The 21,736-nt window shown below is 61.6% G+C and carries 18 protein-coding genes and 2 tRNA genes; 13 read left to right on the forward strand and 7 right to left on the reverse strand.

Annotation, left to right across the window (positions count from 1 at the left end):
* The first annotated feature begins 91 nt into the window (after positions 1-91).
* From fepD to B3229_RS10940, 3 genes are read left to right on the forward strand one after another with little or no spacing between them, the layout of a single operon-like run.
* Positions 92-1,081, forward strand: a complete 990-nt coding sequence (gene fepD, locus B3229_RS10930; protein WP_286870715.1) for a Fe(3+)-siderophore ABC transporter permease — start codon at positions 92-94, stop codon at positions 1,079-1,081.
* Positions 1,078-2,058 carry an iron-enterobactin ABC transporter permease gene (gene fepG, locus B3229_RS10935; RefSeq protein WP_286870717.1) on the forward strand — a complete coding sequence of 327 codons (981 nt, stop codon included), beginning with the start codon at positions 1,078-1,080 and terminating at the stop codon, positions 2,056-2,058. The genes fepD and fepG overlap by 4 nt, the downstream gene beginning before the upstream one ends.
* Positions 2,055-2,855 (forward strand): ATP-binding cassette domain-containing protein, encoded by an 801-nt coding sequence (locus tag B3229_RS10940; RefSeq protein ID WP_286870718.1) that lies wholly within the window; start codon positions 2,055-2,057, stop codon positions 2,853-2,855. Before fepG ends, B3229_RS10940 begins: the two co-directional genes overlap by 4 nt.
* A 155-nt stretch (positions 2,856-3,010) precedes the next feature.
* Here B3229_RS10940 and B3229_RS10945 read toward each other — a convergent pair whose 3' ends face one another.
* Genes B3229_RS10945 through fes form a run of 3 tightly spaced genes read right to left on the reverse strand, consistent with a single transcriptional unit; the run spans position 3,011 to position 8,394 of the window.
* Entirely contained in the window at positions 3,011-6,931 is a 3,921-nt protein-coding gene (locus B3229_RS10945) for an enterobactin synthase subunit F (RefSeq protein WP_286870720.1), read from the reverse strand.
* Positions 6,924-7,142, reverse strand: a complete 219-nt coding sequence (locus B3229_RS10950; protein WP_286870722.1) for an MbtH family protein — start codon at positions 7,140-7,142, stop codon at positions 6,924-6,926. Before B3229_RS10950 ends, B3229_RS10945 begins: the two co-directional genes overlap by 8 nt.
* A gap of 40 nt (positions 7,143-7,182) precedes the next feature.
* Positions 7,183-8,394 carry an enterochelin esterase gene (gene fes / locus B3229_RS10955; protein ID WP_286870724.1) on the reverse strand — a complete coding sequence of 404 codons (1,212 nt, stop codon included), beginning with the start codon at positions 8,392-8,394 and terminating at the stop codon, positions 7,183-7,185.
* 276 nt (positions 8,395-8,670) lie between these two features.
* Between fes and B3229_RS10960 the strand changes: the two genes are divergently transcribed.
* Positions 8,671-10,905 (forward strand): TonB-dependent siderophore receptor, encoded by a 2,235-nt coding sequence (locus B3229_RS10960; RefSeq protein ID WP_286870726.1) that lies wholly within the window; start codon positions 8,671-8,673, stop codon positions 10,903-10,905.
* On the opposite strand, the gene pmrB is transcribed toward B3229_RS10960, so the two are convergent.
* Genes pmrB through dacB form a run of 3 tightly spaced genes read right to left on the reverse strand, consistent with a single transcriptional unit; the run spans position 10,906 to position 14,060 of the window.
* A complete protein-coding gene (gene pmrB / locus B3229_RS10965) occupies positions 10,906-11,964 on the reverse strand; it encodes a two-component system sensor histidine kinase PmrB (protein WP_048785412.1) in 1,059 nt (352 codons plus the stop codon).
* On the reverse strand, positions 11,961-12,623 hold the full coding sequence (pmrA, locus tag B3229_RS10970; protein ID WP_033749300.1) for a two-component system response regulator PmrA: 663 nt from the start codon (positions 12,621-12,623) through the stop codon (positions 11,961-11,963). The genes pmrB and pmrA overlap by 4 nt, the downstream gene beginning before the upstream one ends.
* Before the next feature lie 3 nt (positions 12,624-12,626).
* Positions 12,627-14,060 (reverse strand): serine-type D-Ala-D-Ala carboxypeptidase, encoded by a 1,434-nt coding sequence (gene dacB, locus B3229_RS10975; RefSeq protein ID WP_048785414.1) that lies wholly within the window; start codon positions 14,058-14,060, stop codon positions 12,627-12,629.
* Positions 14,061-14,310: 250 nt separating this feature from the next.
* Between dacB and greA the strand changes: the two genes are divergently transcribed.
* Positions 14,311-14,787 (forward strand): transcription elongation factor GreA, encoded by a 477-nt coding sequence (gene greA, locus B3229_RS10980; protein ID WP_033749304.1) that lies wholly within the window; start codon positions 14,311-14,313, stop codon positions 14,785-14,787.
* 121 nt (positions 14,788-14,908) lie between these two features.
* Here the strand turns inward: greA and yhbY are convergent, their stop codons facing one another.
* Positions 14,909-15,202, reverse strand: a complete 294-nt coding sequence (gene yhbY, locus B3229_RS10985; protein WP_033749305.1) for a ribosome assembly RNA-binding protein YhbY — start codon at positions 15,200-15,202, stop codon at positions 14,909-14,911.
* A gap of 126 nt (positions 15,203-15,328) precedes the next feature.
* On the opposite strand from yhbY, the gene rlmE reads away from it, so the two are divergent.
* From rlmE to rimP, 8 genes are all read left to right on the forward strand, one after another.
* Positions 15,329-15,958, forward strand: a complete 630-nt coding sequence (gene rlmE, locus B3229_RS10990; protein WP_033749635.1) for a 23S rRNA (uridine(2552)-2'-O)-methyltransferase RlmE — start codon at positions 15,329-15,331, stop codon at positions 15,956-15,958.
* 112 nt (positions 15,959-16,070) lie between these two features.
* Positions 16,071-17,996, forward strand: coding sequence for an ATP-dependent zinc metalloprotease FtsH (gene ftsH / locus B3229_RS10995; RefSeq protein WP_033749306.1), 1,926 nt, complete (start codon positions 16,071-16,073; stop codon positions 17,994-17,996).
* An 81-nt stretch (positions 17,997-18,077) separates the two neighbouring features.
* The gene (gene folP, locus B3229_RS11000; RefSeq protein WP_286870733.1) at positions 18,078-18,911 is read left to right on the forward strand and encodes a dihydropteroate synthase; all 834 of its coding nucleotides are present in this window, start codon (positions 18,078-18,080) and stop codon (positions 18,909-18,911) included.
* Between the two features lie 7 nt (positions 18,912-18,918).
* On the forward strand, positions 18,919-20,253 hold the full coding sequence (gene glmM, locus B3229_RS11005; RefSeq protein ID WP_048785420.1) for a phosphoglucosamine mutase: 1,335 nt from the start codon (positions 18,919-18,921) through the stop codon (positions 20,251-20,253).
* Between the two features lie 216 nt (positions 20,254-20,469).
* Positions 20,470-20,799, forward strand: coding sequence for a preprotein translocase subunit SecG (gene secG / locus B3229_RS11010; RefSeq protein ID WP_033749638.1), 330 nt, complete (start codon positions 20,470-20,472; stop codon positions 20,797-20,799).
* Positions 20,800-20,847: 48 nt separating this feature from the next.
* Positions 20,848-20,934, forward strand: a tRNA-Leu gene (locus B3229_RS11015).
* Positions 20,935-20,992: 58 nt separating this feature from the next.
* Positions 20,993-21,069, forward strand: a tRNA-Met gene (locus tag B3229_RS11020).
* A 209-nt stretch (positions 21,070-21,278) separates the two neighbouring features.
* Entirely contained in the window at positions 21,279-21,731 is a 453-nt protein-coding gene (gene rimP / locus B3229_RS11025; protein WP_033749310.1) for a ribosome maturation factor RimP, read from the forward strand.
* The last annotated feature ends 5 nt before the right edge of the window (positions 21,732-21,736 follow it).

Genomic DNA, 21,736 nt, shown 5'->3' on the forward strand with positions numbered 1-21,736 from the left:
ACATACAAAAATACGAGTAATAACGATAACAAGTATCATTATCAAATTGACGCGTTTGCTGCGTCAGTGAACAGTGAAGGTTCGGAACGTTATGCGCCAACTCACCGCAATAGCCGCTTCAGGGACGCTGCTGTTGCTCCTGCTCGCGCTCAGCCTGATGCTCGGCGCCAAGTCGATCGCCATTCATGATGTTTACCTTGCCCTGACCACCCGCTGCGGCAGCGCCGACTGCGTTATCGTGCGCGAAGCGCGCCTGCCGCGCACGCTTGCCGGCCTGCTGGCGGGCTGCGCGCTCGGACTGGCGGGCGCGCTGATGCAGAGCCTGACGCGCAATCCGCTCGCCGATCCCGGCATTCTCGGCGTCAACGCGGGCGCAGGTTTCGCCGTGGTGCTGGGCATCGCCCTGTTCGGCGCGGATTCACCCGCCGACTGGCTCAGCTTCGCCTTCGTCGGCGCGCTGCTGGCGTCGCTGCTGGTGGCGCTGACCGGCGCGCTCGGTGGCGGCCGCGTCAATCCGGTGCGCCTGACCCTGGCGGGCGTGGCGCTCGGCGCGGTGCTGGAAGGGCTGACCTCCGGACTCTCTCTCCTCAACCCCGATATTTACGATCATCTGCGTTTCTGGCACAGCGGCTCGCTGGATATTCGCAGCTTTGCCGTGCTGCGCGCCACCTGGCCAGCGGTAGCGGTCGGCGCGCTGATCGCGCTGCTGCTGGCGCGCGCGCTCAATACCCTGAGCATGGGCGGCGATCTGGCGACGGCGCTCGGCACGCGCGTAGCGCGTACCCAACTGCTGGGGCTGTTGGCTATCGCCCTGCTGAGCGGCGCCGCCACGGCCGCCGTGGGCCCCATCGCCTTTGTCGGGCTGATGACGCCGCACCTGGCCCGCTGGCTGTGGGGCAACGACCACCGCTGGATGCTGCCCGGCACGCTGCTGATCACCCCCTGTCTGCTGCTGGCCGCCGATATTCTGGGCCGCCTGATGGTGCCGGGCGAGCTGCGCGTCTCGGTGGTCACCGCGCTGCTCGGCGCGCCGATGCTGATCGTGCTGGTGCGCCGCAAGCTGGGGAGAGGGCAGGTATGAGTCGGGCGATAATGCACGCCATCTGGCTGCTGGCGGCCTGCGCGCTGCTGGCCTTTTTCGGCGTTACGCGCGGCGCGCTGCCGGTTACGGGCGCGCAGCTCTGGCAGCTGGTTACCGGCGAGGCGGCGCGCAACGTTCAGCTGATCGTGCTGGAGTGGCGGCTGCCGCGCGTGGCGATGGCGCTGCTGCTCGGCGCGGCGCTTGGCGTGAGCGGCGCGATTTTTCAGTCGCTGCTGCGCAACCCGCTCGGCAGCCCCGATATTCTCGGCTTTAATACCGGCGCCTATAGCGGCGTGCTGGTGGCGCTGGTGCTGTTTCAGCAAAACAGCGAGGCCGTGACGCTGGCGGCGCTGCTGGGCGGCGTGCTGACCGCTGGCGTGGTTTATCTGTTCGCCTGGCGCAACGGCGTAGAGACCTTCCGGCTGATTATTGTCGGCATCAGCGTGCGCGCGCTGCTGATGGCGCTTAACGGCTGGCTGATTATCAGCGCCTCGCTGGAGGCGGCGCTCAGCGCCGGGCTGTGGAGCGCCGGATCGCTTAACGGCATCACCTGGGCGAAAACCGCGCCGGCGGTCGCCGTGCTGGCGGCGGCGCTGCTGCTGACCGCGCTGCTGGCGCGGCGTATGCGCCTGCTGGAGATGGGCGACGGCACCGCCTGCGCGCTGGGCGTGCCGGTAGAGCGCAGCCGGCTGTGGCTGATGCTGCTCGGCGTGGTGCTGACCGCCGCCTCGACCGCGCTGGCCGGTCCCATTTCGTTCGTTGCCCTGCTGGCGCCGCAGATCGCTCGTCGCCTGTGCGGCGGCATCAAAGGCGCGCTGCCGCTGGCGGCGCTGTGCGGCGCGCTGCTGCTGCTGGCGGCGGATTATGCGGCGCAGCATCTTTTCCTGCCGTATCAGCTGCCGGTCGGCGTGATTACCGTCAGCCTTGGCGGGCTTTATTTGATTGCACTACTGGTCAGGGAGGCGCGACGCCAATGACAGAGAGGATTGCGCGCCTGCAGGGCGAGGCGCTGACGCTGGGCTACGAGAAGAAAGTGGTGGCGGAGGGGCTGTCGGTGACCATTCCGGATGGCGAACTGACGACGATCATCGGCCCCAACGCCTGCGGCAAATCGACGCTGCTGCGCGCGCTGAGTCGCCTGGCGCCGCCGCTGAAAGGGCAGGTGCTGCTCGACGGCGAGGCGATTTCGCGCCTCTCCACCAAAGAGGTGGCGCGGCGTCTCGGCCTGCTGCCGCAGAGTTCGCAGGCGCCCTCCGGCATCAGCGTCAGCGAACTGGTGGCGCGCGGGCGCTATCCGCATCAGCCGCTGTTCGGCCGCTGGCGTGACGAGGATGAAGCGGCAGTGCAGCAGGCGATGCAGGCGACCGGCGTGGCGGATATCGCCGCGCAGCCGGTGGATCAGCTTTCCGGCGGCCAGCGCCAGCGCGTCTGGATCGCCATGGTGCTGGCGCAGCAGACGCCGCTGCTGCTGCTGGACGAACCCACCACCTGGCTTGATATTACTCATCAGATCGAACTGCTGGAGCTGATGCAGGATCTCAATCAGCAGCATGGCCGCACGCTGGTGGTGGTGCTGCACGATCTGAATCAGGCGTGCCGCTACGCCACGCATCTCATCGCGATGCGCAACGGCCAGATTGTCGCCGAGGGCCGGCCGTCGGAGATTGTAACGCCGGAATTGATTGAGGCGGTCTATGGGCTGCGCTGCGTTATCGTTGAGGATCCGGTGGCGCATACGCCGATGATTGTGCCGCTGGGACGCGGCAAGCGCTGAAGGGCGGGTGCCGAAGCGGGTGAGCGAGCCCGATCGCAAAGTCGCTCAAGGCATCCCTGCTCGCTCGGCCCGCGACATCCCTGTCGCGGGACGCTTTGCTCTTCGGGCTCGCTCACCCGCTTTTTAGGCTACTCAGCTGTCTGCCAAAAAGGATATCAGGCAAACTTCGCCAGCAGCTGCTGCAACTGCGGCCCAATCTGCGCGAACATACGCGGCGAGATAATCTCGACATGGGCGCACGCCAGCGGCCGCACTTCAAGCTCACCCACATAGGGCGCCCAGGCGCGACGCGCATCCTGACCCGGCTGCTGCGTCTCGGTGGCGAGGAACAGCGTGGCGCGACCGCTGAAGCGCGCGCTGCGCGCCGTCGCCAGCAGCCGCACCGAGCTGGCGTAGTTAGCCTCGATCGCGTCGAACATCGCCTCCAGGCCTTCGCCCGCCTGCTGACGCTGGGCGGCGACAAACTGCTCGCGCTCGCGGTTCACCTCTTCCAGCACCGCCGGATCGAGCTGGTTTTCGCCGCGCTTCTCGTCCCAGTTTTGCGTCTCTGGCGGCCAGGTGTCGAGCAGGCCGAGGAACGCCACCTCTTCGCCGAGCGCTTCCAGCCGCGCGGCGATGCCCTGCGCCAGCGTGCCGCCCAGCGAATAGCCGAGGAAATAGTAAGGTCCCTGCGGCTGCTGCTGCCGCAGCGTGGCGAGATGCGCGTCGCACACCTCATCCAGATGCGCCGCCTGATGAAGCGGACCGCTGGCGTCGGGCGACTGAATGCCGACGATAGACCAGCGCGCGTCGAGATAGCGCTGCAGGATGCTGAACTGCCAGGCGAAGCCCGACGCCGGATGGAAGCAGAACAGCGTCGGCCCGCTGCCGACACGCAGCGGCAGCACCGGCTCGAAACCGGCGTTTTGCGCCGTCTGCGCATCGCTCAGCAGCGCCGCCAGCTTCTCAACCGTTGGGGCGACCATAATCTGGCCGACGGAAACCGGCAGCTTCAGCACGCGCCGCAGCTGCGCCGCCAGCCGCATCGCCAGCAGCGAATGACCACCTAGCGCAAAGAAATCCTCCTGCGCGCCAACCGCGTCGCGTTCCAGCAGCGCGGCGAACGCCTCCGCCAGCTGCGTTTCCAGCCCCGGCAGCGGCGCGCGACCGGCATCGCCCGCGCGGCTTTGCGGCAGCGGCAGGGCCTTGCGATCCAGCTTGCCGTTGCTGCTGAGCGGCAGCGCCTCCAGCGCGACGATCGCCACCGGCACCATATGCGCCGGCAGCTGCTGCGCCAGCGCGGCGCGCATCGCCTCGCCATCAACGGGCTGGTCTGCCACCACATAGCCCACCAGCTGGCGCGCGTCGCCCTGCTGCGCGCTGGCGTTGCCCAGCACCACCGCGTGCGTGACCGCCTGCTGCACGCCGGGCAGCGCCGCCAGCGCATGATCGATCTCGCTCAGCTCGATACGCTGGCCGCGGATCTTCAGCTGATCGTCGCTGCGGCCCAGATATTCCACCGCGCCGTTCGCCAGCCAGCGCGCCACGTCGCCGGTGCGGTACATGCGCGTGCCGTCGCCAAAAGGATCGGCGACGAAACGGCTGGCGGTGAGATCGGGACGATCAAGATAGCCGTGCGCCAGCTGCACGCCGGTAAGATAGAGATCGCCCGCGACGCCTGGCGGAACGGGCTGCAGGCGCGCGTCGAGGATGCGCAGGCCGGTGTTCCAGACCGGGAAGCCGATCGGCACGCTGGCGCCTTCCACCGCCGCCAGCTCCTGGCCGAAGGCAGGGTAGTAGCTGACGTCTACCGCCGCTTCGGTCGGACCGTAGAGATTATGCAGCGACGTCTGAGTCAGGGCTTCCCACTGGCGCGACAGATCGGCCGGCAGCGCTTCGCCGCTGCAGAAGACGCGGCGCAGGCTGGCGCAGCGCGCCACCGCATCCTCGTCCTGCAATGAGGCGACGAAGGCCGCCAGCATCGAGGGAACAAAGTGGGTCGTGGTAACGCGATAGCGCGCAAAAAGCTGCTGCAGCGCGTCGGGATCGCGGTGCGCCTCCGGCGGCGCCATCACCAGCTGCGCGCCGGTCATCAGCGGCCAGAAAAACTCCCAGACCGAGACATCGAAGCTGCTGGGGGTCTTTTGCAGCACCACATCTGTAGCATCGAGCGCATAGCTCGCCTGCATCCACAGCAGACGGTTGACGATCGCCTCATGGCCGACCAGCACGCCTTTTGGCCGGCCGGTCGAGCCGGAGGTATAAATTAGATAGGCGCCGTCCTGCGGGCGCGGCGGCTGCCCAGGCGCGGGCGCGGCGACGTCGGGCAGCAGCGCGTCGTAAAAGAGCGGAGCAACCGGCGACAGGGCGGCGAAGCGCGTCGCCAGCGCGCGGCTGACGATCAGCGTCTTCGGCGCGGCGTCCTCCAGCATCATCTGCAGACGGTCATCGGGATAGCCGGTATCCAGCGGCAGGTAGGTGGCGCCGACGCTGACGATCGCCTGCAGCGCCAGCGACAGAAAGACCGCGCGCGGCAGCGCCACGGCGACGATATCGCCGCGCCGCACGCCGCTGGCGATCAGCTGCTGTCCCAGCGCCTCGACCTGCTGGCGCATCTCGCGGTAGCTGAGCCGGTGGCGATCGTCCGCCAGCGCGAATGCATCCGGGGTGCGCAGCGCCTGCGCCTGCAGCAGGCTGTCGAGCGTGGCCGCCGGCAGCGCCATCGCGGTCTGATTGATCTTCTCCAGCTGCTGATGTTCGGCCTCGGTCAGCAGATCCAGTTCGCCGCAGGGCCGCTCTGGCTGCGCCGCCAGCTGACGTAGCAGCAGATCGAAACGGCTGGCGTGCTGCGTCAGCGTCGTTTCCTGATAGCGTTCCGCATTAGCCAGCAGCTCCAGCGTCAGCTCGCCCTGTTCGCTGATATAGATCGCGATCTCCAGGTCGCGCACCGGCCCGGAGGCGAGCTGATGCGTTATCCCTTCCACACCGTTGAAGTCGAGCTGATAGTCGAACATCTTCAGGTTGATCACCGGGCCGTAGAGCGGATCGCCGTCGCCGAGCCGTCCGGCGTCGCGCTGCACCTGCTCGGCGTCGAAGCGCTGGTGACGACGCATTTTTTTCACTTCTGCGGCCAGCTGGCGCGCCAGCGCGCCGAGCGGCTGGGCGGGATCGTAATGCGCCGCCATCGGCAGTACGTTAATCACCGGTCCGGTGGCGCAGAGCGCCGCCGAGCCGATGCGGCGCATAAAGATAAAGCCGGCGGCGAAATCATTCTGGCCGCTCAGGCGCGCCAGCCAGAGCGCCACCAGCGCAAAGGCGGCGTCGGCCGCGCTGACGCCCATCTGCTGTACCAGCATCTGAAAGCGCGCACTGTCTGGTGAGAAAGTGTGGCGCAGCAGCGCGGTGCTGGCGCTCTGTCCGGCCAGCGGCAGGGGAGAGATCGAGGCGGGCGGCGGCAGCTGCGCGCTCTTTTCGCGCCAGAAGTCGCGATCCCGCTGCCAGTTCGGCGAAGCCTGATAGCGCTGATACTCCTCTACCACCTCGCTGAAGGGCGTAAAAGGCGTCGGTTCCGGCGTTTCGTTGCGCATCCACGCGGTATAGAGATTGGCGATGCGGCGCGTCAGGGCGGTAAAGCTAAAGCCGTCCACCACCAGATGATGATAGCGCTGATACCAGAACCAGCGCCGCTCTCCCAGCCGCATCAGCTGGTGATGCCACAGTGGGGCGCCGCTCAGCACGCGCAGATCGCCAGCCATATCGATGTGCATCAGATGGCGCGCGGCGGCGTCTGGATCGGCGTGCTGACGCAGGTCGACAATATCAGGCAGGGTAAAGCTTTGCGGCGACAGCCACTGCACCGCCTCACCCTCAAGCTCGCCGAACGCCATGTTTAGCGTATCCGCCTCCTGCATTCCGGCGACGATCGCCTTACTCAGCAGCGCGCTGTCCAGCTCGCCGCGCAGCTCGACAAAGTGCGCGACCGCATAGGCGTTAGTCTGCTGCGACAGCTGGTCGGCCATCCAGATGCCGGGCTGCGCCGCCACCAGCGGCAGGATTTTCTGGTCTGTATGGTATGGGTTCATCAGCGTCTCAGACATGGTCGCTCCGGTGCGCGCTCGGGTGGGCCGGGCGAATATCGCGCCAGTTTGCGTTGAGCCAGCTCAGGCATTCCGCCTGCGGCTGCGGGCCGAAGAGGCAGCGCCAGCCAGCGGGCAGGGCGCGAAAAGCGGGCCAGAGGCTGTACTGCTGGCGATCGTTGATCAGCACGAGACAATCCTGCTGCGGATCGTCAAAGGGATTAGCTTGCATATCGGTCTCCTGCCCGCAACAGTCGGGCTAGCCAGGCGATTTAAAGAAGATGTTGCCACATTGCTTTCAGTCCATTGAGCAGCCCGCCGCGCCAGCACAGCGCGTCGTGGCCCCCGTCGACCGGATGAAAAACGACCTGATGCCCTGCGGCGGACAGGTCCTGTTGAAGCTGCTGGTTTGCTTTGAATATCAGCTGTTCGCGGCGTCCCGCTTCCAGATAGATGCGCGACGGCGCGAGACGGTATTCGCCCTGCTGCAGCTGCTGGATCAGCCTGCCGTTAGGCTGGCCGCGTTCCGGCCACCAGAACGAACCGGAGAGGCTGATGGCGCCGCCGAAATGGTGCGGCCAGTTAAGCACGGCGTAGACGGACGACAGCCCGCCGAAGCTCTGTCCGCTCACCAGCGTCTCGGCGGCGCTGACGCGATGCGGCGCCCAGCCCTGTAGCTGCGGCAGCAGCTCTTCCTGCAGGGCCAGCCAGAAGTCGGGGTTGCAGGGCAGTTCGCGGCTGCGGTGTTCGCGGTCGATGATGTCGATCATGACGTAGACCGCCGGCGGGAGTTCGCCAGCGTCGGTGAGCTGCTGCAGCGGCCAGGCGATCGGCATGCTGTTGGCCCAGAACTGGCCGTCCAGCAGCAGCGCCAGCGGACGTTCAGTCGGCTGCGCGTCGCCGGTGGCGTAAATCCACACCGAACGGCGATTACCGAGGCGCGCGCTGTGCCAGATATGGTGCTGAAGCGGCAGCGCGGGCGCGCGACCGCTGTCGACCGCCTGCCAGACGCGCTGATCGGGCGCGTCCGGCAGATGCAGCGGCGAGACGTGCATGCCGCGGCCGCCCGCCCAGCCGCGCTGCGGGTTCAGCGCATCCGCCTGCGCGGTGGGGAATTTCTCATGCCACCAGGCGCGCAGGGTCGTCATATCCGGCTCGCCCTCAAAGTCGGCGGGATCGCTGTCGGGCATCAGGCAGTAGCTGCCGCGCCAGCTGGCGGGCAGCTGCGTGCGCCAGGACCAGACGTCGGTGCCAGGAATGCGGCTGAGCGAGCGGGGCGCGGCGCGCTGATGATGATCGGTGACGCCGGTGATATTGATCCAGACGCGACGGGTAGAGGAGGTGGCTTCACTTCCCTGCGGATCGCGCCAGAAAAAGGTGACGCCGCATTCGCCGCGCCCGGCGGGTTCGATTAAGGGAAGCCCCTGCTGCTGTAATGTTCGCCACCAGGATTCACTGCCGGTTTCGTTGGTTAACCACGTCATAGAGAGCTTATTTACTGCGCCAGAAGCACCTGAAGGTGTGCGGATGTTATGAAGAATACTATTGATAATTATTTGCATTTGCAATAGGGTGTTTCCCGCTCCGACATCAAGGAGCGCGCGCGTTCCGCCAGCCTCATCCGCCTCTGTTGTCAGACGGATGTTCCGCAAAGGAGAGCCTGGGCGCGGCTGGAATGCTTGCTCGCAAGGAAAGACTCTTTTACCGGCGCGCCCGCAGGAGACGGTGAGGTTTCCGCAGGCAATCCAGGAATATAAAAAATGCCTACATTATCCCGTTTGTCATTAGCCATTCTCATTGAACTCGGCCTGGCCGCGACCAGCGCGCAGGCTGCCGACACCAGCACCGCTTCAACTGCCGACGTCGGCGATACCCTGGTGGTCAGCGCGGCGCAGCAGAACCTGCAGGCGCCGGGCGTCTCCACCATCACCGCCGACGAGATTAAAAAGCGTCCGCCTGCGCGCGACGTATCGGAGATCATCCGCACCATGCCGGGCGTCAATCTGACCGGCAACTCCACCAGCGGCCAGCGCGGCAACAATCGCCAGATCGATATTCGCGGCATGGGGCCGGAAAATACCCTGATCCTGGTGGACGGCATGCCGGTCTCCAGCCGCAACTCGGTGCGTCTCGGCTGGCGCGGCGAACGCGATACGCGCGGCGACACCAACTGGGTGCCGCCGGAGATGATCGAACGTATTGAGGTGATCCGCGGTCCGGCAGCGGTGCGCTACGGCAACGGCGCGGCGGGCGGCGTGGTGAATATCATTACCAAAAAGTATGATGACAAGCAGTGGCACGGATCCTGGAACGCCTATTACAACGTGCCGGAGCATAAGGACGAGGGCGCGACGCGCCGCACCAACTTCAGCCTGGAAGGGCCGCTGGGCGACGACGTCAGCTTCCGACTCTACGGCAATCTGGCGAAAACCCAGGCGGACGCGTACGACATCAACGAAGAGCATGCGGCGGATCGCACCGGCACCTACGCCGGAAGCTATCCGGGCGGGCGCGAAGGGGTGGTCAATAAAGATATCAACGCGCTGCTGCGCTGGGCGTTCGCGCCGATGCAGGCGCTGGAGTTTCAGGCGGGCTACAGCCGCCAGGGCAACCTCTATGCGGGCGACACCCAGAACACCAACACCAGCGCGCTGGTGAAAAGTCTGTATGGCAAAGAGACTAACCGCCTCTATCGGCAGAACTTCGCGGTGAAGTGGACCGGCGCCTGGGATAACGGCATCAGCACCAACAGCTACGCGCGCTATGAAAATACACGCAACTCGCGCATCAACGAAGGGCTGGCGGGCGGCACCGAAGGCATCTTCTCCAACAGCGGCTTCAATACCATCGAGCTGGACGATGTGCTGTTGCACAGCGAAGTCAGCGTGCCGTTCGAGATGCTGGTGAATCAGACCGCCACCCTCGGCGTCGAGTGGAACCAGCAGCGCATGAAGGATCCTTCGTCGACCACGCAGGCCGCCTCTAACGGCGCGGTGCCGGGTATCGCCAGCAGCGGACGCAGCCCCTATTCGCAGGCGGAAATTTTTTCGCTGTTCGCCGAAGACAATATGGAGCTGACCGACAGCACCATGCTGACGCCGAGCCTGCGCTTCGATCACCACTCTATCGTCGGCGATAACTGGAGCCCGTCGCTCAATCTTTCCCAGGGCTTAGGGGACGATTTCACGCTGAAGATGGGCATCGGCCGCGCCTATAAAGCGCCGAGCCTTTATCAGACCAACCCCAACTATCTGCTCTACAGCAACGGACAGGGCTGCGCGGCCAGCACCGGCGCCTGCTATCTGCAGGGCAACAGAGACCTGAAAGCGGAAAACAGCATCAATAAAGAGATTGGCCTGGAGTGGAAGCATGAAGGCTATCAGGCGGGTCTGACCTGGTTCCGCAACGACTATCGCAACAAGATCGAAGCGGGCTATGCGCCGTCCGGCAAAGCCTCGAACGGCACCACCGACATTTATAAGTGGGAGAACGTGCCGAAAGCGGTGGTGGAAGGGCTGGAAGGCTCGGTGAATATCCCCGTGACGGAGAGCATCGCGTGGAATAACAACTTCACTTATATGCTGCAGAGCAAGAATAAAGAGACCGGCGATCGCCTGTCGATTATTCCTGACTATACGCTCAACTCAACGCTGAGCTGGCAGGCGACGCAGGATTTGTCGCTGCAAACCACCCTCACCTGGTACGGCAAGCAGGTGCCGAAGAAGTATGATTACAAAGGCAATGCCGTCACCGGCAGCGCGACCGATGAGGTGAGTCCTTACTCAGTGGTCGGCCTGAGCGGCACTTATGACGTTAATAAATACGCCAGCGTGACGCTCGGCATCGACAACCTGTTCGATAAACGCCACTACCGGCAGGGCAACGCCCAGACCACCGGCAACGCCAATACCAACTCTTATCTGTATGGCGCGGGCGCGAATACCTACAATGAGTCTGGCCGCACCTATTACGTCAGCCTGAATACGCACTTCTAATCAGTTAAGCCGTAACGGCAGCACGCAGCGGGCGATCAGCCCGCTGCGATCGCTGCGATTAATCAGCTTCAGCTCGCCGTAGTGCATCTGCAGGATGCGCAGCACGATATTCAGCCCCAGCCCGCTGCCGCCGTAGCGCTGATCGCGACGGCGAAACGCTTTGGTCAGCTCTTCCGCCGCATCGGGATCGATGCCCGGCCCCTCATCGATAACGCTGAGGACGATATGGCTGTCGCTCTCTTCGAGCCTGATTTCGATCTGGCTCTCCGTCGGGCTATAGCGCGACGCGTTCTCCAGCAGATTGCGCAGCAGCAGACGCAGCAGCACCGGTTCGCCCTGGCTTTGCGCCACCGCGTTGTCCGGCCAGCTAAGCTGCTGCTGGCGCTGTTCAACCAGTTCGCGCATCTCCGGCTGCAGCGGCTGCAAAATGTCCGCCTGCCAGTGAATCGCCTGCGCATGCCCGCTGGCCAGCGCCTGGCTGGCGCGCGCCAGCATCAGCAGCTGCTCGACGGTATGCATCAGCTGATCGATACGCGCCACCAGCATTTCGCTGTGCGGCACGCCCTGCTGCTGCAACAGCTCAAGATGCAGGCGCAGCCCGGCGAGCGGGGTGCGCAGCTCATGCGCGGCGTCCGCCGTGAAAAGCCGCTCCTGCTGCAGCGTGTGATCGAGGCGCGCCAGCAGCTGGTTAATCGCGCCGGTTACCGCCACCACCTCTTCCATATCGGACTGAATGGCGAGCGGCGTAAGGTTGTCGGCGGAGCGCTGCGCCAGGCTGGTCTGCAGCGCGCGCAGCGGACGGACGATCCAGCTAATCGCCCAGAACGAGAGCACCAGCGTCAGGCCGACCATAACGACAGAAGGCAGCAGCAGCGAGGCGATCGCTTCGCGGATCTCATTTTCGACGCGATCGTTGCGCGCCTTAGCGGAGAGGGTTTCGTTGACGAGAAAGCTGATCTGCTCGCGGCTTTCGTGCCACAGCCAGAAGGCGCTCATGATCTGACAGGTAAGCAGAATCAGCGCCAGCATAATCAGCAAGCGCTGACGCATGCTGTTCATTCGCGGTTCTCCAGCCGGTAGCCGACGCCGCGCACGGTTTTAATGCGATCTTTGCCCAGCTTGCGGCGCAGATTATGGATATGCACCTCTAGCGTGTTAGAGCCGGTATCGTCCTGCCAGCTGTAGAGATCCTGCTGCAGCGTTTCGCGATGCACATTCTGTCCGATGCGCATCAGCAGACGCGTCAGCAGCGCGAACTCTTTGGGGGTGACGTCGAGCGGCTGATTCTCCAGCAGCACCTGCTGCGAAGAGAGGTTCAGCGTGAGATCGCCCTGGCGCAGCAGGTTATCGCTATGGCCCTGATAGCGGCGGATCAGGGCGCGCACGCGCGCCTGCAGCTCCGCCAGCGCCAGCGGCTTGATCAGATAGTCGTCGGCGCCGGCGTCGAGCCCCTCCACGCGATCGCTGAGCGCGTCGCGCGCGGTCAGGATCAGCACAGGCAGATCGACGCCCGCTCGCCGCCACTGTCGCAGCAGATCGCCGCCGTCGCGATCCGGCAGGCCGAGATCCAGCACGATCAGGCTGTACTGCGCGCTGTGCAGCAGCGCGTCCGCCTCGGCGGCGCTGGAGGCGCAGTCAACGGCATAACCCTGGCTGCTTAGCGCCTGGCTCAGACCGCCCTGCAGCAAGACATCGTCCTCAACGATCAATATTTTCATGCGTTAGTTGTTCTGATAGATATCCCGATAGAGACGGCTCTCGAAGCGTACCAGCGGAATGCGCCGCGTGCGCTGATCCTGCGGCGGCACCGCATAGCCCGACAGGTACTGCACAAAGGCGACGCGCGCGCCGCTGGCGGTGGTGATAAAGCCAGCCAGATTATAGACGCCCTGCAGCGAGCCGGTTTTCGCCGACACTTTGCCGTCCACGCCCGCCTCGTGCAGGCCGCCGCGATATTGCAGCGTGCCGTCATGGCCCGCCAGCGGCAGCATCGAGATGTAGTCCAGCGTCGCGTCGTTTTTCGCAATGTACTGCAACACCTGCATCATAGTGTCCGGCGCGATAAGGTCGTGGCGCGACAGCCCCGATCCATCCACCTGAATGCTGTTGCCTAAATCAATGTTGGCTTTTTCGCGCAGGATACGGCGGATAGCGTCCGATCCGGCGCGGAAGGTGCCGGGCACGTTGAAATAGTGATGGCCGATGGTGCGGAACACCGTGTCGGCGATCATGTTGTCCGACTTTTTCAGCATAGTATGCAACAGCGAATGCAGCGGCGCGGACTGGGTCGACGCCAGCACGGTGCCCGGCGACGTGACCTGCGTCTGGCGTACCAGGTGACCGCTGTAGTCGATATCGGCCTGACGCAGCTCCTGCTTCAGGATCTCTCCGGCCCAGGCGGCGTCGTCCTGTACGGCGAACGCCAGCGGCAGCGGCTCTGCGCGCTGGCGCATGCAGCCGGTCAGCGTATAGCGGTTGAGCTCGCCCGGCACCACGTCCAGCTCGCAATACTGCGCTTCGCCGCTGTTGCGGCCGAGGGTGCGTACCTGGCTGAACATATGGGCGGGGTAGTAAGAGGCGATGCGCACGAAGGCGGTTTCGCCCGGCGTGCTGGCGCTGTAGAGCGAAACGGAGAAGCAGTTTTTATCGACGATCGCCGCGCCCGGCGGCGCGCTGAAGCACTGCGTCAGATCGTTCCACGGCCAGCCCGGCGCCATGTCATGGCTGGCGAACACCGAGGTGTCGATCACCAGGTTGCCTTTGATATGGGTGACGCCCTGCTTTTTCAGCGCGGCGACCATATTACGCAGATCCTGACGGCCCAGCGTCGGATCGCCGGCAAAGCGCGCGACCAGATCGCCGTTTAGCGTGCCGTCGCTGATGGCGCCTTTGGTTTCCAGCGTAGTCTGGAAGCGATAGTCGCCGCCCAGCTCCAGCAGCGCCGCCAGCGCGGTAATCACCTTCATGGTGCTGGCGGGCAACGCCATCTGTTTGCCGTGATAATCGATTATTGGGGTGCTGGCGCCGATTTTCTGCACCATCAGCGCCAGATTGGCGCCATCCGGCAAATACTGCATGTATTCATCTACGGGCGCTGCTTGTGCCTGCAGCATAAACGCACAGGTTAGTCCGGTAACAAGTCGTGAAAATCGCATAATCTCGCGGTAACTGGCAGGTGAAGCCGTCAATACTACGTCCCGCAGCGGTGGAAAGTAAACGATGACCAGCAGGGAACTCTGGGTTAAAATACGTATCAAAATGCAAAACCACATTCTGGCCTGGAACCTTTTCCGGGTCAGGATTCTTTTATTTGCAAAACGAGGGTCAGGCCCTGCAGAACCGGTTTTTCTGTGGACACTGGTCAGGATGACGCCGTTAAAACAGGAAAGAGAGCGAGGAGCTTAAATGAATCAGATTCCGATGACGTTAAGGGGCGCCGAAAAGCTGCGCGAAGAGCTGAACGAGCTGAAAACCGTTAAACGCCCGCGCATCATCGCCTCAATCGCTGAAGCGCGTGAGCACGGCGATCTGAAAGAGAACGCGGAGTATCACGCCGCGCGCGAAGAGCAGGGGTTTTGCGAAGGTCGTATTCAGGAGATCGAAGCCAAGCTTTCTAACGCGCAAGTTATCGACGTCACCACCATTCCGAACAATGGCCGCGTGATCTTCGGCGCGACCGTAACCGTGCTCAACACCGATACCGACGAAGAGTCCACTTATCGCATCGTGGGCGACGACGAAGCGGACTTTAAGCAAAATCTGATTTCGGTCAACTCGCCGATGGCGCGCGGTCTGGTAGGAAAAGAGGTGGACGATGTGACCATCATCAAAACCCCGGGCGGCGATGTTGAGTATGAAATTCTTAAAGTGGAATACCTTTAAGAGAGAGCTACGCTTTGAAAAGCGTCGAAGCATTATGTAAAGAATGGAAAAGGCCGCGATGCGGCCTTTTAACCCATGCGGGAGCATGGCACTTTCTCTGGCCGGTTACCCGGCGACGCGTTTAGCGCGGCAGAGAAATCTTGCTCTCTTTAGAAGGGCGATACAGCACCAGCGTTTTGCCGATCACCTGCACGTTGCCGGCTTTGGTCTCACGCACGATAGCCTCAACGATCAGCTGTTTGGTTTCACGGTCTTCCGAGGCAATTTTCACCTTGATCAGTTCGTGATGTTCCAGCGCGGATTCGATTTCGGCCAGCACGCCTTCGGTCAGGCCGTTGCCGCCGATCATAACCACGGGTTTCAGTGGATGGGCGAGGCCTTTCAGGTGCTGTTTTTGTTTGGTACTTAGATTCATCGTATTTTTTGCTTACTCAGGGATTGAAAACGGTTCATTCTACCGCCATCTCGGGGTTATCACCAAATCAACGCAACCCATTGCGTGCAGGTTTATCGCTGCGATGACGATTTAGTTGAGAAAATTATGACGGGTAAAAAGCGTTCGGCCAGCTCTAGCCGCTGGTTACAGGAACACTTTAGCGATAAATATGTGCTTCAGGCACAGAAAAAGGGGTTGCGTTCGCGCGCCTGGTTTAAACTTGATGAAATACAACAGGGTGACAAGCTTTTCAAACCCGGTATGACCGTGGTAGATCTGGGTGCGGCGCCCGGCGGCTGGTCGCAGTATGTGGTCCAGCAGATCGGCTCTTCGGGACGCGTTATCGCCTGCGATATTCTGCCGATGGATCCTATCGTCGGCGTCGATTTCCTTCAGGGCGATTTTCGTGAAGAATCGGTGATCAAGGCGCTGCTCGATCGCGTAGGCGATCAAAAAGTGCAGGTGGTCATGTCGGATATGGCGCCCAACATGAGCGGGACGCCGGCCGTCGATATTCCCCGGTCGATGTATTTGGTTGAACTGGCGCTCGAAATGTGTCGGGATATCCTGGCGCCGGGCGGCAGTTTTGTAGTGAAAGTGTTTCAGGGAGATGGCTTCGATGAATACCTGCGGGAAATTCGCTCCCTGTTTACGAAAGTGAAAATTCGTAAGCCGGACGCTTCGCGATCTCGTTCGCGCGAAGTGTACATTGTGGCGACAGGGCGCAAACTATAGCCCAATTGATGAAGTTGCAGCCCACCAGCCGCGATTCCATGTATGAAGGATATATAGTACCCTACGCTGTCTGTTAACACCGTTGTAATATGAGGTTAATCCCTTGAGTGACATGGCGAAAAACCTGATTCTCTGGTTAGTCATCGCGGTCGTGCTGATGTCAGTATTCCAGAGCTTTGGGCCCAGCGAGTCGAATGGCCGTAGGGTTGATTATTCAACCTTCCTGTCGGAAGTGAACCAGGATCAGGTCCGCGAGGCACGTATTAACGGGCGTGAGATTAACGTAATCAAGAAAGACAGTAATAAATACACGACCTACATTCCTGTCAATGATCCCAAGTTACTCGATAACCTGTTGACCAAAAACGTCAAAGTGGTTGGCGAACCGCCGGAAGAGCCGAGCCTGCTGGCTTCGATCTTCATCTCCTGGTTCCCGATGCTGCTGCTGATTGGCGTGTGGATCTTCTTTATGCGTCAGATGCAGGGCGGCGGCGGCAAAGGCGCGATGTCCTTTGGCAAGAGCAAAGCCCGTATGCTGACGGAAGATCAGATCAAAACCACTTTCGCTGACGTGGCAGGCTGCGACGAAGCGAAAGAGGAAGTAGGCGAACTGGTCGAGTATCTGCGCGAACCGAGCCGCTTCCAGAAGCTGGGCGGTAAAATCCCTAAAGGCGTGCTGATGGTGGGCCCGCCGGGTACCGGTAAAACCCTGCTGGCGAAAGCTATCGCAGGCGAAGCGAAAGTGCCGTTCTTTACCATTTCCGGTTCCGACTTCGTGGAAATGTTCGTGGGCGTCGGCGCATCTCGCGTGCGTGACATGTTCGAACAGGCCAAGAAAGCCGCACCGTGCATCATCTTTATCGATGAGATCGACGCCGTCGGTCGTCAGCGCGGCGCAGGTTTAGGCGGCGGTCACGATGAACGTGAACAGACCCTGAACCAGATGCTGGTTGAGATGGATGGCTTTGAAGGCAACGAAGGTATTATCGTTATCGCCGCGACTAACCGTCCAGACGTTCTCGACCCGGCGCTGCTGCGTCCAGGCCGCTTTGACCGTCAGGTCGTCGTGGGTCTGCCGGACGTGCGCGGCCGCGAACAGATTCTGAAAGTGCATATGCGCCGCGTGCCGCTGGCGACCGATATCGACGCAGGCATCATCGCGCGCGGTACGCCGGGCTTCTCCGGTGCGGATCTCGCCAACCTGGTGAACGAAGCGGCGCTGTTTGCCGCACGCGGCAATAAGCGCGTGGTATCGATGGTTGAGTTCGAGAAAGCGAAAGACAAAATCATGATGGGTGCGGAACGTCGCTCCATGGTGATGACGGAAGCGCAGAAAGAATCCACCGCCTATCACGAAGCGGGCCACGCGATTATCGGCCGCCTGGTGCCGGAACACGATCCGGTGCACAAGGTAACGATTATTCCGCGCGGACGTGCGCTCGGCGTGACCTTCTTCCTGCCTGAAGGCGACGCCATCAGCGCCAGCCGTCAGAAGCTGGAAAGCCAGATCTCTACTTTGTACGGCGGTCGCCTGGCTGAAGAGATTATTTACGGTGCGGAACACGTTTCCACCGGTGCCTCTAACGACATCAAAGTGGCCACTAACCTGGCGCGCAACATGGTGACGCAGTGGGGCTTCTCGGAAAAACTGGGTCCGTTGCTCTATGCGGAAGAAGAGGGCGAAGTGTTCCTCGGTCGTTCCGTGGCGAAAGCGAAACATATGTCTGACGAAACCGCGCGCATTATCGACCAGGAAGTTAAGCACCTGATCGACAGCAACTACCAGCGCGCGCGCCGTATTCTGAGCGAGAACATGGACATCCTTCACGCGATGAAAGACGCGCTGATGAAGTATGAAACCATCGATGCGCCGCAGATCGACGACCTGATGGCGCGCCGCGAAGTGCGTCCGCCAGCGGGCTGGGAAGATCCGGGCAGCAACTCCGACAGCAACGGCACGCCGAAGGCGCCGCGTCCGGTCGATGAGCCGCGCACGCCGAATCCTGGCAACACCATGTCAGAGCAGTTCGACAAATAACAGGGTTTCACCCTTGCAAAAACCCCGGCTGGTCCGGGGTTTTTTACATCCGTAATCAGGTAATCAGAGGAGATTTTCCCCATGAAGTTGTACGCCCGTGATACCCATCTCGATCTGTCGTTTCCCCATGTGATGGGCATTTTGAATGTCACGCCGGACTCCTTCTCCGATGGTGGAAAACATCACACGCTGGTCGAGGCGCTGACGCACACCAATGAAATGGTTAACGCGGGCGCCACCATTATCGACGTCGGCGGCGAGTCGACCCGCCCGGGCGCGGATGAGGTAAGCGTCGACGAGGAGCTGGCGCGCGTTATTCCGGTGGTAGAGGCGATTGCGCAGCGTTTCGAGGTGTGGATTTCGGTTGATACCTCAAAAGCCGAGGTTATCCGCGAAGCGACGCGAGCGGGCGCTCACATCATTAACGATATTCGCTCGCTCTCCGAACCCGGCGCGCTGGAAGCGGCGGCGGCGGCTAACTTGCCGGTTTGCCTGATGCATATGCAGGGCGAGCCGCGGACTATGCAGCAGGCGCCGGAGTATCGTGATGTCGTAAGCGAAGTGGATGCTTACTTCGTGGACCAAATCGCGCGCTGCGAAGCTGCGGGTATCAAAAAAGAACATCTGCTGCTCGACCCTGGCTTCGGTTTCGGTAAGAATCTCAACCACAACTATGAGCTGCTGGCCCACCTTAGCCATTTTCACCATTTCGGGCTACCGCTGCTGGTGGGCATGTCGCGCAAATCTATGATTGGTCAGCTGTTGAACGTCGGGCCTTCGCAGCGTCTGACCGGCAGCCTGACCTGCGCAACGATCGCCGCAATGCAGGGCGCGCAGATCATCCGCGTACATGACGTTAAAGAGACGGTCGAGGCGATGCGCGTTGTCGAAGCGACTCGGAGAGCAAAAGGATAATTAAGGCATGAGTAATCGTAAATATTTCGGTACGGACGGCATTCGCGGCAAGGTCGGCGAAGCGCCGATTACCCCTGATTTTGTACTGAAGCTGGGCTGGGCGGCGGGCAAAGTGCTGGCGCGCCACGGCTCACGGAAGGTGCTGATCGGCAAAGATACGCGTATCTCCGGCTATATGCTGGAGTCGGCGCTGGAGGCGGGCCTGGCTGCAGCGGGCTTGTCCGCCGCCTTTACCGGCCCGATGCCGACGCCCGCCATCGCCTATCTGACGCGCACCTTCCGCGCCGAAGCGGGCATCGTTATCTCCGCGTCGCACAATCCATTTGACGATAACGGCATTAAATTCTTCTCCGCCGAAGGCACCAAGTTGCCGGACGAGGTAGAAGAGGCGATTGAGCTGGAAATGGAGAAGCCGCTGACCTGCGTCGAATCCGCCGAGCTGGGGCGCGCCAGCCGTATCGTCGACGCCGCCGGCCGCTATATTGAGTTCTGCAAGGGCTCCTTTCCGAGCGAGCTCAGCCTTAACGGCCTGAAAATCGTGGTCGACTGCGCGAACGGCGCCACCTACCACATTGCGCCGAACGTGCTGCGCGAGCTGGGCGCCACCGTTATTGCCATCGCCACGCAGCCCGACGGCATGAATATCAACAAAGAGTGCGGCGCGACCGATCTGCGTATGCTGCAGCAGCGCGTGCTGGCGGAGAAGGCGGATATCGGCCTGGCTTACGACGGCGACGGCGACCGCATCATGATGGTCGACCATCTGGGCGAGAAGGTCGATGGCGATCAGATCCTGTACATCATCGCGCGCGAAGGGCTGCGTCAGGGCCAGCTGCGCGGCGGCGTGGTCGGCACCCTGATGAGCAACATGGGCCTTGAGCTGGCGCTGAAGCAGCTCGGTATTCCTTTCGCCCGCGCTAAAGTAGGCGACCGCTACGTGCTGGAAAAGATGCAGGAGAAGCAGTGGCGACTCGGCGCGGAAAACTCCGGCCACGTTATTCTGCTGGATAAAACCACCACCGGCGACGGCATCGTAGCAAGTTTGCAAGTACTTACCGCAATGGTGCGCAACCATATGAGCCTGCATGACCTGTGCAGCGGCATGAAGATGCTGCCGCAGGTGCTGGTCAACGTGCGCTTCAGCGGCACGGGCGACCCGCTGGAAGATGAGACGGTAAAAAGCGTGACGGCGGAGGTAGAAAAGACGCTTGCCGGACGCGGACGGGTGCTGCTGCGTAAATCGGGTACCGAGCCGTTGATTCGCGTAATGGTTGAAGGGGAAAACGAAGCGCAGGTCACCGAACTGGCGCATCGTATCGCCGAGCAGGTCAAAGCGGTTTAAGGCATGAACGGCGGACGGTTTTACGCCGATCCGCCGTTAAAATCATCAGGATGGCGCTTTTTTCCGCAGTCGATCGCGGCGAAGAAAATTACCCTTGCAGAGGGGTGCGCCTTTGGTTAGTATTCACACCCGCTTCTGATGGGTGATGACGACACGGCCCATCTATACTGGCTGAAGCTTAACTGTGCGGTTATCGCGCAAGGAAACAGGTTGATTATGTACGAAGCTCTTTTAGTTATCTTCCTTATTGTAGCCATCGCCCTCGTGGGTTTGATTATGCTGCAGCAAGGTAAAGGCGCTGATATGGGAGCCTCATTCGGTGCAGGCGCATCCGCAACGCTGTTCGGTTCTACGGGTTCAGGTAATTTCATGACTCGCATGACCGGCATTCTCGCGGCGCTGTTCTTCATCATCAGCCTTGTTCTGGGTAACCTGAACACCAATAAGACTTCAAAAGGAAGCGAGTGGGAAAATCTGTCAGCGCCGGCGCAGTCAACGACTCAGCCAGCACAACCGGCAACGCCGGGTAACGATATCCCGAAATAAGTTCGTCATGCTTGCGACGCGACAGATTCAAGTCGCGGTCTGAACAGTGCCGAGGTGGTGGAATTGGTAGACACGCTACCTTGAGGTGGTAGTGCCCGATTGGGCTTACGGGTTCAAGTCCCGTCCTCGGTACCAAATCTGGTTTTACTTGCAAATATCGCAAGATCAGCGTAACATTCGTCACGTTTTCGGACGCGGGGTGGAGCAGCCTGGTAGCTCGTCGGGCTCATAACCCGAAGGTCGTCGGTTCAAATCCGGCCCCCGCAACCACTTTCCCTTAGAGTTCTTTTTCAAATATACTGTGTGCATCGACGGGCGCATCGCAGCGAGTTTTGAAAAAAATTCTTCTGGACAGTGCCGAGCCGCTTAGCGGCGTACAGGGTCCAGTCACAAAAAGCCCCGAATTTTCGGGGTTTTTTGTTATCAGGAAATCGCAACACTGGGCTATTAAGCCCTTTTTTTATGTCTTGGGGGTGGGCTTGTCCACATTAGAGCAAAAATTGACAGAGTTGGTATCGGCTCCGGTAGAAGCGCTCGGCTACGAACTGGTCGGTATCGAATTCGTTCGTGGTCGCACATCAACCCTGCGCATCTATATTGATAGTGAAGATGGCATCAATGTCGATGATTGCGCGGATGTCAGCCACCAGGTAAGCGCGGTGCTGGATGTGGAAGATCCCATCACCGTGGCTTACAACCTTGAAGTCTCCTCACCGGGACTGGATCGCCCGATGTTTACCGCGGAACACTACGTGCGGTATACAGGCGAAGAAGTCAGTCTGGTCCTGCGCATGGCGGTACAGAACCGTCGTAAATGGCAGGGCATCATCAAGTCGGTCGACGGCGAGATGGTGACGGTGACCGTTGAGGGTAAAGACGAGGTGTTCGCGCTGAGCAATATTCAGAAAGCGAACCTGGTCCCCCACTTTTAAAAGTC

Source organism: Pantoea sp. UBA5035, from assembly GCF_002415245.1.
Classification (GTDB): Bacteria; Pseudomonadota; Gammaproteobacteria; order Enterobacterales; family Enterobacteriaceae; genus Pantoea; species Pantoea septica.